The sequence below is a fragment of the Vibrio sp. Vb0349 genome, assembly GCF_033338975.1.
On the sequence record NZ_JAWOTS010000006.1, the window covers coordinates 35,815 to 49,134 of the forward strand.

A 13,320-nucleotide genomic window follows, 5' to 3' on the forward strand; every position below is an offset into this window, starting at 1 on the left:
CGCTCCTGATAAATTAGAATACGTAGTAAAGAAGAGCAAAAACTGGGAATGCTGCGGTTAGGCTGTCGATACGATCTAGCACACCACCGTGCCCTGGGATAATGTTACTGCTGTCTTTAATGCCTGAGACACGTTTGAACATACTTTCAACCAGATCACCAAGCACTGAAATAACGACAGTCACTAGCGTAATCAGCACCATATGGACAGGGCTAGTGAACTGGATGTCGAACCAATCAGCAAATGCCCACGCTACGATTAATGCCGTGATAATGCCACCAATTAGCCCTTCAATAGTTTTATTGGGGCTTACATGAGGAGCCATCTTACGTTTGCCTAAGCTTTTGCCTGCAAAGTAGGCGCCGCTATCTGCAGCCCATACCAAGAAACAAACGTACAACACAAGCTTTGCGCCGTGGTATGGATCTACAGTGATGTCATACGCTCTGAGAATAATCACACTCCAAAGGAATGGGATTAATGTCAGAAAACCAAATACATGACGTAAAACAAAATTACTTTGCCAAGATTTCGTCGTTTTGGGGTAAGTAATCGCCATTAAGCTAGCAATAATCCACCAAACAAAACCAATACCCAAGACGACATAATGAGGTGTCGTTAAGTGATTGAGGCTATATGCATCAGGCGAGATGTATAGAAAACTAAGTCCGGTAATAATGATTGCCGGCACAAGGGCAGCAATGCGAGAGTTGCTTCCTGTAAACTGAGTCCACTCCCAAAAACCTAATAGCGTTATTGCAGTTAAAGCGGCAATAAAGCCCATTAGCGGTAATTTAAAAATGCCTAAAATAACCAGGGGAGCTAAAATTAGTGCTGTTATTATTCTCTGTTTCAAACTAACTAGTCCTTATTGAGCTGCCATCAATGCCTTTATTTGTTCACCTGTACAGCCAAAACGACGTTCTCGGTTGATAAACCAAGTCACAGCTTCTACCAAACTGTCTTCATCGAATTCTGGCCAGTACTCTGGTGTAAAGTACATTTCTGCATAAGCCATTTGCCACAACATAAAGTTGCTGATGCGGCACTCTCCACTGGTGCGAATTAAAAGATCCACTTCCGGTAGGTCTGCCATGGTCAAATGCTCAGTGATTAGCTGCTCATTGATATCCTCTACACGAATTTCACCGTTACGTGCTTTTAGCGCTAACGTTTTAGCAGCTTCTGTGATGTCCCATTTACCGCCATAGTTGGCTGCAATGTTGATCACCATACCCGTGTTATCTGCCGTTAGGTTTTCTGCTTCTACAATTTTCTTTTGTAGACGCTCACTAAATCGACTGGTATCACCGATCACGCGCAACCGTAAGTTATTTTTGTGTAGTTTTTTTACTTCACTAGACAGGACCGTGATAAACAGTTCCATCAAAAGACCCACTTCTTCCTCCGGACGACGCCAGTTTTCACTACTAAAAGCAAACAGCGTCATGGCTCTAATGCCTAGTTTTGAAGCAGCAGCCACGGTCTTACGAACGGCACTAACGCCTTTTTTATGACCAAATACGCGAGGTTTTCCTTTGGACTTAGCCCAACGGCCATTACCGTCCATAATGATGGCAATATGCTTAGGAAGGGAATCAGAGAAGGCTTGAGAATTTTGCATAGGGAGTTAATTGAGTTCCATCAGTTGGATAGACTAACATAAAAAAACGCTGAGCTGTGAGCACAGCGTTTTCCAACAGTGATGTGTGTGGGAGTATTAAACTTCCATCAACTCTTTTTCTTTTGCAGCAAGAACTTCATCGATCTTCTTAACTGCAACGTCAGTTAGCTTTTGAATTTCGTCTTGTGCTTTACGATCTTCATCTTCAGAGATTTCTTTATCTTTTAGAAGCGCTTTAAGATCGTTGTTTGCGTCACGACGGATGTTACGAACAGCAACACGACCACCTTCAGCTTCACCACGGACGATCTTAACTAGGTCTTTACGACGTTCTTCCGTTAGCGGTGGAAGTGGAACGCGGATGATAGTGCCAGCTGACATGGGGTTTAGACCAAGGTCAGACGTCATGATCGCTTTTTCTACTTTCGGCGTCAGCTCTTTATCAAAAACCGTGATTGCAAGTGTACGTGCATCTTCAGCAATAACGTTTGCTACTTGGTTTAGAGGTGTTGCTGCACCGTAGTATTCTACAGAAATACCAGATAGTAGGCTTGGGTGTGCACGACCTGTACGAATTTTAGAAAGGTTGTTCTTAAGCGCTTCAACGCTTTTATCCATGCGCTCTTGCGCGTCTTTTTTGATTTCGTTAATCACAGTTTCACCTTAAAAATGTCATCTTTCCTGAAGAAAGCCTAAAACGGTTGAGCAAAGCAAGCACCACCCTAACGCTTTGGAGTGGCACCTTAAGCCAAGCTTATTCGTTGATGAGCGTGCCTTCTGCTTCGCCCATTACCACGCGACGTAGTGCGCCTGGCTTGTTCATATTAAATACGCGGATTGGCATTTTGTGGTCACGAGCTAGCGTAAACGCCGCCAAGTCCATAACTTTCAGCTCTTTATCCAGAACTTCTGCATAAGATAGCTTATCATACAGCTCTGCGTCTGGGTTTGCTACAGGGTCAGCAGTAAATACACCATCAACTTTCGTCGCTTTTAGTACAACATCCGCTTCAATTTCGATACCACGTAAACAAGCAGCAGAATCCGTTGTAAAGAACGGGTTACCAGTACCAGCAGAGAAGATGACAACTCGGCCTTGGCGAAGCTCACGGATCGCATCAGCCCAATTATAGTCGTCACATACGCCTTTTAGAGGGATTGCAGACATAACGCGCGCATTTACGTATGCACGGTGAAGAGCATCACGCATCGCTAGGCCATTCATTACTGTAGCAAGCATACCCATGTGGTCACCAACTACGCGGTTCATACCAGCTTCAGCTAGGCCTGCACCACGGAACAAGTTACCGCCACCGATAACTACACCAACCTGAACACCCAGTTCAACCAGTTCTTTAACTTCTTGTGCCATACGATCAAGGACCGCAGGATCAATACCAAAACCGTCTTCACCTTGAAGAGCTTCACCACTCAGTTTTAATAGAATACGTTGATACGCTGGTTTAGGGTTCGTAGTCATGGAGTTTACCTTCCAAAGAGAGTTGTTGATTAACAGTCATGAATAGACACAACTTCAGTTATGGCTATTCATCACGGCTAATCGTTCACTGCTCATAAAAAGACCGCAGCCTTGGCTACGGTCTAATCTTTATACAGTCTCTAAGGATTAACCTTTTTGAGCTGCTGCAACTTCTTCAGCGAAGCTCATTTCTTCTTTCTTCTCGATACCTTCACCTACTTCTAGGCGAACGAACGTAGAAACTGAAGCGCCTTTTTCTTTCAGCATTTCGCCTACAGTTTTCTTAGGCTCCATGATGAAAGCTTGACCTGTTAGAGAGATCTCGCCAGTGAATTTCTTCATGCGGCCAACAACCATCTTCTCAGCGATTTCAGCAGGCTTGCCTTCGTTCATTGCGATTTCAACTTGAACCGCTTTCTCTTTTTCTACTACGTCAGCTGGTACGTCTTCTGGGTTAACGAACTCTGGCTTAGAAGCAGCAACGTGCATTGCAACGTGCTTAAGAGTTTCTGCGTCGCCTTCACCAGCAACAACAACACCGATTTTCTCACCGTGACGGTAAGAAGCGATTGCAGTGCCTTGAACGTATTCTACGCGACGGATAGTGATGTTTTCACCGATTTTAGCTACTAGAGCTACACGTGCGTCTTCGAATTGTGCTTGTAGTTCTTCAACAGAAGCTTTTGAAGCTAGAGCTGCAGCTGCAACTTCTTCTGCGAATGCAGTGAAGTTACCGTCTTTAGCAACGAAGTCAGTTTGGCAGTTAACTTCAAGAAGAACAGCAACGCCGTTTTCTTCTTTGATGATGATTGCGCCTTCAGCTGCAACGTTACCAGCTTTCTTAGCTGCTTTCGCTGCGCCAGATTTACGCATGTTTTCAATTGCTAGTTCGATGTCAGCGTTTGCTTCTACAAGCGCTTTCTTACATTCCATCATGCCAGCGCCAGTACGCTCGCGAAGTTCTTTAACTAGAGCAGCAGTTACAGTTGCCATTCTGTCTTCCTCGTTTGATTCGAAATAAGGTAAAAAACAGGGGCCTAACATTGTCGGCCCCCATTGCTAACTATAACTTAGTTTATGCTACACAAAGGTTTCACATAGACCAAGTGTGACACAGAGCCGCTATTATTCAGCTTCTACGAAACCGTCTTTTTCAGCAACTGCAGCTACGTCTTTGTTACGACCTTCAGATACTGCTGAAGCAGCAGCGTTCAGGTATAGCTGTACAGCGCGGATCGCGTCGTCGTTACCTGGGATTACGTAGTCAACGCCGTCTGGGTTAGAGTTAGTATCTACCACAGCGTATACTGGAATACCTAGGTTGTTAGCTTCTTTAATTGCAATGTGTTCGTGATCAGCGTCGATTACGAATAGAGCGTCTGGTAGGCCGCCCATGTCTTTGATACCACCAAGAGATTTCTCTAGCTTCTCCATTTCGCGAGTACGCATTAGAGCTTCTTTCTTAGTTAGTTTGTCAAAAGTACCGTCTTGAGATTGAGTCTCTAGTTCTTTTAGACGCTTGATAGACTGACGAACTGTTTTGTAGTTTGTAAGCATACCGCCTAACCAGCGGTTGTTTACGTAAAACTGGTTGCTTGCGATTGCAGCTTCTTTAACAGCTTCAGATGCAGCGCGCTTAGTACCTACGAATAGAACCTTACCTTTCTTCTCGCCAACTTTAGCTAGTTCAGCTAGAGCGTCGTTGAACATTGGTACAGTTTTTTCTAGGTTGATGATATGAACTTTGTTACGAGCGCCAAAGATGAATGGCTTCATTTTTGGGTTCCAGTAACGAGTCTGGTGACCGAAGTGAACACCAGCTTTTAGCATATCGCGCATTGATACAGTTGCCATTTTAAAATCCTCTATGGGGTTAGGCCTCCACATTCCCCATAACTCCGACCAAGCTTCTGCTCAGCACCCCGGAATATGTGACGGAATGTGTGTGATTTAAAGATAAAAGGTTATTCGGATGAAGCTTGCTTCGCCGCTTAACTTTGCTAAACGAAGAGAACAGTCCTCTATTCCGGCGCGCTTTATACCATATTTTAGCTCACTGTGGCTAGTAAAAATTATTTCTTCACCGAGCCACTTTCTCCTATTTATAAGCAAAACTTTAAACATATGATCGAATTAAGAATGATGCATATTCCTATCTAACTTGGGTTAACGCCCCGATGTCTGATAGAATGCGGCCATTCGCACGTTTACGTGCTTAGGAATAAGTAGAGAAAGCCAATGTCAATCAAGATTAAAACTGCTGAAGAAATAGAACGCATGCGCATTGCGGGCAAGCTAGCCGCAGAGATTCTAGAAATGATCGAACCACACATCAAAGTTGGTGTGACGACAGAAGAGTTAAACAAAATCTGTCATGAGTACGCTCTAGAAAAAGGCGCATACTCTGCTCCGCTTGATTACCATGGTTTCCCTAAGTCGATCTGTACTTCAATCAACCATATCGTATGCCACGGTATTCCAGCGGAAAAAGACGAAATCGGTAGCAACGGCCAAATGAAGCCGGCGGTACTAAAAGATGGCGACATCTTAAACGTTGATATTACCGTAATCGTTCCAAATGATGAGAATGCAGATCTGAGCGTGCGTCCTCAGGGGTACCATGGTGACACTTCTAAGATGTTCCTAGTCGGTGATGTTTCGCCTGCAAACAAACGTCTGTGCATGGTAGCTCAAGAAGCACTGTACGTTGGTATGCGTACCGTAAAGCCAGGTTCAACAGTTGGTGACATCGGTACAGCTATCGAGAAGTACATCAAAGAGAACAACAAGAACAATCCTCGCAACAAGTTTTCTATTGTGAAAGACTTCTGTGGTCACGGTATCGGCGATGAGTTCCATGAAGAACCACAAGTGGTTCATTACAAGAACAAAGACCGCCGCGTATTAAAAGAAGGCATGTGCTTTACTATTGAGCCGATGATTAACGCAGGTAAATTTGGTTGCTCTGTTGATGCACAAGATGACTGGACTGTTTACACGGGCGACGGCAAGAACTCTGCGCAATGGGAACATACCATTGTTGTAACAAAAGAAGGTTGTGAAGTACTGACGCTTCGTAGCGACGATACGATTCCTCGCCTAATGAAAAACGCGTAAAGCTGACGACCACTCGTTGTTTACTATATCCCTGCTTCGGCGGGGATATTTTTTATCTGCCGCAAATTTGTTAGATTGTTATTAGATTAGCTTGCACGGATGGCAAATATGACACTTCAGTCCCCTCTTACCTTTTCCGATGAACAAATCAATATCGGTGAACTCAAACAAGAATTAGAGAAGTTTAGCTCTAATCAAAACCAAGAGTTTCTCAATCATCATCCGGTAACAAGCTTGGTTTTAGCCAGAGCTGAATATATGGATCTGCTTCTCAATCGTTTGTGGCAACATTTTGGTTTCAAGGATATTTACAACATTTCCCTGGTTGCCGTTGGTGGCTACGGACGCGGTGAGCTGCATCCACTCTCCGATATCGATATTTTGATTCTGTCGAACAATAAACTGCCAACCGCGTTAGAAGCAAAAATCAGCGAATTCATTACGCTGTTGTGGGATTTAAAACTCGAGGTCGGACACGCTGTTCGCACCGTTACTGAATGTGCTGAAATTGGTAAAGCCGATCTAACGGTCGCGACAAACCTGCAAGAAGCGCGACTGCTGTGTGGAAGCGAGGACACCTTTCAGGCACTGAAGAAAGTCGTGTTATCAGACTCCTTCTGGCCAAGTGAGACGTTTTACCGCGCTAAAATTCAAGAGCAGCGCGAACGCCATGCACGTTACCACGACACGACCTACAACTTAGAACCGGACATTAAATCAACCCCTGGCGGGCTACGCGATATTCATACATTAAGCTGGGTCGCTCGACGTCACTTTGGTGCGACTTCATTGTTGGAAATGAGCCGATACGGATTTTTAACTGACGCAGAATACCGAGAATTGGTTGAATGTCAGGACTTCCTTTGGCGAGTACGTTTCGCTCTGCATATGGAGCTTCGCCGCTATGACAACCGCTTGACCTTTGCTCATCAAGCACAAGTTGCGGAAAATCTAGGCTATGTCGGAGAAGGCAACCGAGGCGTAGAAATGATGATGAAAGAGTTCTACCGCACGCTTCGTCGTGTGGCAGAGCTCAATAAAATGCTACTCAAACTCTTTGACCAAGCAATCATTAATGGTGGGGCAACAGAAAGTGCCGAGATTCTCGATACAGACTTTCAACGTCGCGGTTCTTTAATTGAAGCGCGGAAACCCGCATTGTTCCAAGCTCGCCCAGAAACTATTCTGGATATGTTCTTACATATTGCTAACGACTCAACTATTGAAGGGGTGAGCCCACCAACGCTGCGTCAACTGCGCACCGCTCGGCGTCGGCTCAACAAGTTTTTGCACACCATTCCTGCTGCGCGTGAAAAGTTCATGGCGTTATGTCGTCACCCTAATGCTCTGCACAAAGCATTCAGCCTCATGCACCGATTAGGGGTTATGGCGGCCTATTTACCGCAATGGAGTCAGATTGTTGGTCAAATGCAGTTTGACTTATTCCACGCCTACACGGTTGATGAGCACAGTATTCGCTTACTTAAACACATCAACACTTTTAGTGACCCAGAAAATCATGCGAAGCACCCTATTTGCTGTGACGTCTACCCACGGATGCAAAAGAAAGAGCTGCTGATTATTGCCGCTATTTTCCATGATATCGGGAAAGGTCGTGGCGGCGATCACTCGATTATCGGTGAAGGAGAAGCGTACGACTTCTGTATTGAGCATGGCTTATCGAAGCCCGAAGCGAAACTTGTCGCTTGGTTGGTAAGGCATCATCTATTAATGTCCGTCACAGCACAGCGCCGAGACATTTATGATCCCGATGTCATTACCGAGTTTGCCAAAAAAGTCAGAGACGAAGAATCTCTCGATTATCTTGTATGCCTGACAGTTGCAGATATTTGTGCAACCAACCCAGAACTTTGGAATGCTTGGAAACGAACTTTACTTGCAGAGCTGTATTACTCCACACAACGTGCTTTACGCAGAGGGCTAGAGAACCCTGTCGATGTGCGTGAGAGAATTCGCCACAATCAACAGATGGCCTCCGCAATGCTGCGCAAAGAGGGGTTTGCCGCGCGCGAAATTGAAGTATTGTGGCAACGCTTCAAAGCTGACTACTTCCTTCGTCATACTCATACGCAAATCGCGTGGCACTGCGAACACTTACTTCGCATGGAAGATCCGACTAAGCCTTTGGTGTTGATCAGTAAAAAAGCCACTCGTGGCGGCACTGAGGTGTTTGTATATACGAAAGACCAGCCTGCTTTATTTGCGACGGTCGTGGCGGAGTTAGATAGGCGTAATTTTAATGTACACGACGCACAAATAATGACCAGCAAAGATGGGCACGTGATTGATACCTTTATGGTACTCGATCAACATGGCGAAGCGATCGATGAATCTCGTCACGCCGCGGTGATTAAACACCTCACTCATGTACTGGAGGCAGGCCGACCAACCAAGATTAAAACGCGCCGTACTCCGAACAAACTTCAGCACTTTAACGTGAAAACCAAAGTCGACTTCTTACCAACCAAAGGTAAAAAACACACTTTAATGGAGTTTGTCGCGCTAGACACACCAGGGCTGTTGGCCAAAGTAGGCCGTACGTTTGCTGATTTAAATATCAACCTTCACGGTGCCAAAATCACCACCATTGGTGAGCGAGCAGAAGACTTGTTTATTTTAACCAGTGATGCAGGAGGAAGATTAAGTGAAGAACAGCAAGATGAGCTAAGAGAGAGATTGATCGAAAAGTTATCTGATGAGGTCGCAGCTTAGATCAAACCTGCCAATCTTTTCGGTTCAGGGCGAGAGCGATCTTGCCCACAAGTTAAGCATTTTGGCTAAATATCAGCTATCTAGCTCATACATAGGCTGCTACAGTTATATCAATATCAATTCGATGTAATAGAGGTAGCCTATGTATCCCCACCTCACTGGTTTGGGTATTCACGACCCTAAGCAGATTGAACGTTATTCCCTACGCCAAGAAGCACACAAAGACGTACTCAAGATCTATTTCCACAAGCAAAAAGGCGAACTGTTCGCTAAAAGCGTTAAATTCAAATACCCACGCCAAATCAAAAATGTTCTTGTTGATAGTGGCAGTCACAAATATAAAGAAGTAACGGAAATCAACCGTAACCTCACATTAGTCATTGATGAACTGAATAAAATTACTAAGCCAACGAAACAACCTGAGGTTGATGTAAAAGAGAAAATTCTTTCAGACCTTCGTCATTTAGAAAAAGTCGTTTCGAGTAAGATCGCAGAGATCGAAGCGGATCTTGAAAAACTAAAGTAAAACGTTAAGTCTTAAATATTAAAAAGGGTTAGCATTGATGCTAACCCTTTTTATTTGTACTCAATCATTATCTAGATCTAACTGCGCCGATTATCGGTTAATCATCGATTCATCCCACTCAAATCGAGTAAACAATTGCTGCCAAGTTTCATCAAGATTGGCCGTCATAACAATCTCTTGATCGGTAAATGGATGGATGAACCGTAACTCTGAAGCATGCAGTAGCAAACGATGAGAATCAAACTCTGTGCGATACAGCTTGTTGTGCTTTCCATCCCCGTGCGTTGTATCACCCACGATCGGATGGCGTAGATGTGCCATATGACGACGAAGTTGGTGCTTACGCCCCGTTTTAGGTTTCATCTCAACTAAGCAATAACGCGTTGTAGGAAATTTACCCGTCGAATAGGGAACTTCCACTTTAGCCAACGGCTTATATTCCGTCACCGCTTCTTGCGCTTCTTTTTCTTGTGAAGCGAACTTATCAGCAATCTTGTCCAACTCGACTTTGAGCGCGTAATCCAAGACGCCCTCTTCCTCAATCCAACCGCGTACTATTGCGTGGTATGTCTTTTCCATTTTATGTTCAGCAAACATCGGCATGACTTGTGATGCGACTTCACTCGACAACGCAAACACAAGCACACCAGATGTTGGACGATCCAGACGATGCAATGGGAACACATGCTGACCAATTTGGTCGCGCAAAGTTTGCATGACAAATTGAGTTTCGTGTTTATCTAACCAACTGCGATGCACTAACATGCCGGCAGGCTTGTTGACCGCTACAAAATATTCATCCTGATAAACGATCTCCAGCTCAACTGGTTCTGAAGATCGCGCTATTTCTTGTTCTAGCATTCGTTTACTTACACAGTTCGTCAATGGTTCGGATTGTAACAAGCAGCTCGGCGAACTGCGGTTCCTGCTTCCACGCTTCTGAAAAATAGGGCTCGAGAGAAAACCCTCTTGGCAATGGTTGGTTGTTTTCCACTAGCACGTGCATTCTGTCTATAAAGATCCACTGCAACCACTCATGAGGATGCAATGTATCAATCGCAAATGGCTCCACGCTTTGTAAGGCTTGCTCTGAAGGCCTAGTGTGTTGCCACAACTTATGTTCTTTAAGCTGCGTTTCAAGTTGGTGAAGTAAGTCGACCAATTGAGTATTTGTTACCATTAATTCTATCTCGAACCTTGAATTAGCCGAGAATGATACCATTTCTTGTGAAAAGAACGTTAGGACGTCGTATTTAATGGAAAACATTCAAACCCTCACTCAACTGTTGAACAACAGCCACTGTGATTATCAAATCTTCGATCTTGGTCGTCGTATCAAAACCATCGCTAAGAAAGAGTTTGCCGATGTAGAAAAAGGTCAAGCACCGTACCCATTTCCAATGCAGCGTAAAGCACACCTTGCCATCGCTTATTGGAATGAACAAAAGCAACCTTGGATTTGGTTTCTAAAGTTTGAATTGGACGAGCGCGGTTTGTTAAAGCAAGCGGATATCGGCAATTTCATTAAATACGTCGTGGAGGCTATGGGAACACGCCTCAATGATGATATCACTGAAGAGCAACAACAAAAGCTGTCTAACAACCCATACACTTTCAAACCTTCCGAAGATAAAATGGCCGTGTTTCATAGCCAGGTCCGCGCAAACCTCAATCTTCCTACCAGCCAATATTACGAGCATACCCAGCATTACTTCTCTGGAGGTTTAGGCTGGGATAATTGGCAAACTGTAGGTCTGCAAGGTATCACAGACATAGCCGCTCGCCTGGACAAAGAGCAAAACGGGCTAATGATACGCAAAGCGTTGAACCACCTACCAAATGAGCCACTTTATGCCCTATTAGGTGCGCTTGAGCACGTAGAGCTTCAAGAGCGTTTAGCAGAACGTATCGCGGAAAAGGCACAGCAAGAAATCGCAAGTAGCGAACCTGATCTCTTCCTACTTTCAGCACTTATCCGAGCCCTTGCTGGTGCACCAACAGAAGTCGCCTCTCCAGTATTAGATGCGATATTGCATAGCCCTCGTTTAAGCCATCAGGAGGTATTGATTGGTGTGGCGGGTCGCGCTTGGCACTTACTCGCCAATGAAAAGGTAGCAGAACAGTTTTTGCTGCGTTTAGCTCAAACCGGTAATCAAGCCCTATTTAATCAGTTATTTGCCGATTTAGTGATGCTGCCAGAGTTAAGAATGGTGTTATTGCCTTTAATGCATTCAAACCCATCAGAGGAACTAGCAAATGCGCTAGTAAGCTTACAACAAACAACAAAAAGCTAAGAAAGGTTCAGGAATGATTGGTGATCTTTTAGCAATTTTAGGGCTCTGCTTTTTCTGTTACCTGTTTTGGCAACAGCGTCGCCAAGCCGAACTCGCAAAAGCGGCCATCACGCGTAAATGTGAGCAATTGGATCTCCAATTAATCAGCATCGCCTTTGGTGCCCATAAACTAAAAACGCCAGACGGAGTCTGGCGTTGGCATACGGTGTATCAATTTGAGTTTTCATCTCTTGGTGACGATTGCTACCAAGGAGAGTTAACCATGGTCGGTTTCAGGCCGCAGAACTTTCACCTACCACCGCATCGCTTGTAAATTCCATTTCAAAGTAAGGACCATATATATCCTTACTTTCTTTTGTTTCAACAAATCCCAGCTTTTTCAGTACTGCCATAGAAGCTTGATGATTGCTATTCACGTTAGCTTTCACCTTATTCAAGCCCAATTCACGGCACGCTTTGGGGAAAAATGCTTTTAGTGCTTCTGTTGCTAACCCTTTACCCCAATATGATTTATCAAAAATAAACCCTAATTCAGGTTCGGAATCGAGATTAGCAATGAACACGTGCCCCATATAGTCACGACTGGTGCTCTCTAGCACTGCCATACTATAAATGTTCTCATCATCCAGTATTTTCTCAAACATCTGTTTGGCAGACGCAACTGTATACGGACCATTCAATTCAGCACGGTTTTTCGCACAGCAATTCAGCATGACGAATTCTAGTTGCAACGACTCATTGTAGGGTAGAAGAAGCATTCTTCTGGTTACTATGGCCACATCTGTTCCTTGATTACAACAAACTTAATCTATCCGCAGATCACAAACTCGATGAGCTGAACATGCTCAATGATTGCGGGCATAACACCTTGTAGAGAAGCCGAAAGTTAAACCAACTGGTTGGAAAGGATATTGATCTGAGTTGTTTTTTATTAAGTGTTATTAGGAATTTATATATTTTGTGATATTGATATCCCCAAGTAACATCGAGATGCTTAATTCAATGAGAGCACTGGATATCGTTTTTATATAAGAAAGACCCCGACACATAAGTATCGGGGTCATGGTCTTACTCGCAGCAGTCCGGCTACTAAAAGTGCTCCATGCATCATCCATAATAGTGGCTGATTCCGTCAGCTTATTCCTTACGTCGCCGTCCTAGCGGTGTCCTTATCATCCTGACTGCTAACATTCCTCGTTAGCACACGTCACTTGTTCCTTGAGCGGTGTCCCTTGCATCTTCCTGATGCTGTCCATAACCTCAATCCTAGAGGGGTCCATTGTCTATCCTTAGTCATCAACATCCTATTGATGATCGTATCCTTACAATGTCCTACGCTCCATGCTTGATTAATCATCCTGACCAACCAAATCGTCTTCCTGACGATAACCAAATCCTTGGTGCTTTCCTGTTCCATGTCTGCTTCCTGCTGACAACTCTCAATTTACGCCTTTTCCAAAAATAGACAATCTATCTAAGATAAATATTTGGCCCTCACATTGGTTAACAAGTTGTTAAATCATTGTTTATCATAAACTTAAGCTCT

The 13,320-nt window shown here is 44.3% G+C and carries 14 protein-coding genes; 5 read left to right on the top strand and 9 right to left on the bottom strand.

The genetic code is table 11. The annotated features are described in order from the left end of the window. Positions 1-13: 13 nt before the first annotated feature. From R7Q47_RS09320 to rpsB, 6 genes are all read right to left on the bottom strand, one after another. On the bottom strand, positions 14-856 hold the full coding sequence (locus tag R7Q47_RS09320) for a phosphatidate cytidylyltransferase (protein WP_005385351.1): 843 nt from the start codon (positions 854-856) through the stop codon (positions 14-16). A 12-nt stretch (positions 857-868) separates the two neighbouring features. Continuing rightward, positions 869-1,624, bottom strand: a complete 756-nt coding sequence (locus R7Q47_RS09325; RefSeq protein WP_005380331.1) for an isoprenyl transferase — start codon at positions 1,622-1,624, stop codon at positions 869-871. 96 nt (positions 1,625-1,720) lie between these two features. Further along, positions 1,721-2,278 carry a ribosome recycling factor gene (frr, locus tag R7Q47_RS09330; RefSeq protein WP_005380330.1) on the bottom strand — a complete coding sequence of 186 codons (558 nt, stop codon included), beginning with the start codon at positions 2,276-2,278 and terminating at the stop codon, positions 1,721-1,723. A 100-nt stretch (positions 2,279-2,378) separates the two neighbouring features. After that, positions 2,379-3,104 carry a UMP kinase gene (gene pyrH / locus R7Q47_RS09335; protein ID WP_005380329.1) on the bottom strand — a complete coding sequence of 242 codons (726 nt, stop codon included), beginning with the start codon at positions 3,102-3,104 and terminating at the stop codon, positions 2,379-2,381. 147 nt (positions 3,105-3,251) lie between these two features. Continuing rightward, positions 3,252-4,097, bottom strand: coding sequence for a translation elongation factor Ts (gene tsf / locus R7Q47_RS09340; protein WP_005380328.1), 846 nt, complete (start codon positions 4,095-4,097; stop codon positions 3,252-3,254). A 132-nt stretch (positions 4,098-4,229) separates the two neighbouring features. Continuing rightward, complete coding sequence (rpsB, locus tag R7Q47_RS09345; RefSeq protein ID WP_005380327.1) at positions 4,230-4,958, bottom strand: 30S ribosomal protein S2; 729 nt, start codon at positions 4,956-4,958, stop codon at positions 4,230-4,232. Between the two features lie 384 nt (positions 4,959-5,342). Here rpsB and map point away from each other — a divergent pair, with 384 nt between their 5' ends. The 3 genes from map (at position 5,343) to R7Q47_RS09360 (ending at position 9,480) form a co-directional block, all read left to right on the top strand. Then, the gene (gene map / locus R7Q47_RS09350) at positions 5,343-6,221 is read left to right on the top strand and encodes a type I methionyl aminopeptidase (RefSeq protein WP_005380326.1); all 879 of its coding nucleotides are present in this window, start codon (positions 5,343-5,345) and stop codon (positions 6,219-6,221) included. 108 nt (positions 6,222-6,329) lie between these two features. Continuing rightward, on the top strand, positions 6,330-8,954 hold the full coding sequence (gene glnD, locus R7Q47_RS09355) for a bifunctional uridylyltransferase/uridylyl-removing protein GlnD (protein WP_017636037.1): 2,625 nt from the start codon (positions 6,330-6,332) through the stop codon (positions 8,952-8,954). Between the two features lie 142 nt (positions 8,955-9,096). Beyond that, positions 9,097-9,480: a DUF3461 family protein gene (locus R7Q47_RS09360; protein ID WP_005380322.1), complete on the top strand. Its 384-nt coding sequence runs from the start codon at positions 9,097-9,099 to the stop codon at positions 9,478-9,480. 90 nt (positions 9,481-9,570) lie between these two features. Here the strand turns inward: R7Q47_RS09360 and truC are convergent, their stop codons facing one another. Together truC and R7Q47_RS09370 are read right to left on the bottom strand one after the other, a co-directional pair. Continuing rightward, positions 9,571-10,341 carry a tRNA pseudouridine(65) synthase TruC gene (gene truC / locus R7Q47_RS09365; protein ID WP_047102610.1) on the bottom strand — a complete coding sequence of 257 codons (771 nt, stop codon included), beginning with the start codon at positions 10,339-10,341 and terminating at the stop codon, positions 9,571-9,573. 4 nt (positions 10,342-10,345) lie between these two features. Continuing rightward, positions 10,346-10,660, bottom strand: a complete 315-nt coding sequence (locus R7Q47_RS09370; protein ID WP_005391784.1) for a YqcC family protein — start codon at positions 10,658-10,660, stop codon at positions 10,346-10,348. 76 nt (positions 10,661-10,736) lie between these two features. Here R7Q47_RS09370 and R7Q47_RS09375 point away from each other — a divergent pair, with 76 nt between their 5' ends. Beyond that, positions 10,737-11,774, top strand: coding sequence for a DUF3549 family protein (locus R7Q47_RS09375; RefSeq protein WP_169628591.1), 1,038 nt, complete (start codon positions 10,737-10,739; stop codon positions 11,772-11,774). A gap of 13 nt (positions 11,775-11,787) precedes the next feature. Next, a complete protein-coding gene (locus R7Q47_RS09380; protein WP_005380315.1) occupies positions 11,788-12,087 on the top strand; it encodes a DUF3301 domain-containing protein in 300 nt (99 codons plus the stop codon). Here the strand turns inward: R7Q47_RS09380 and R7Q47_RS09385 are convergent. After that, on the bottom strand, positions 12,047-12,532 hold the full coding sequence (locus tag R7Q47_RS09385; RefSeq protein ID WP_005380314.1) for a GNAT family N-acetyltransferase: 486 nt from the start codon (positions 12,530-12,532) through the stop codon (positions 12,047-12,049). The two genes, R7Q47_RS09380 and R7Q47_RS09385, sit on opposite strands and share 41 nt — an antisense overlap. Positions 12,533-13,320: the final 788 nt, after the last annotated feature.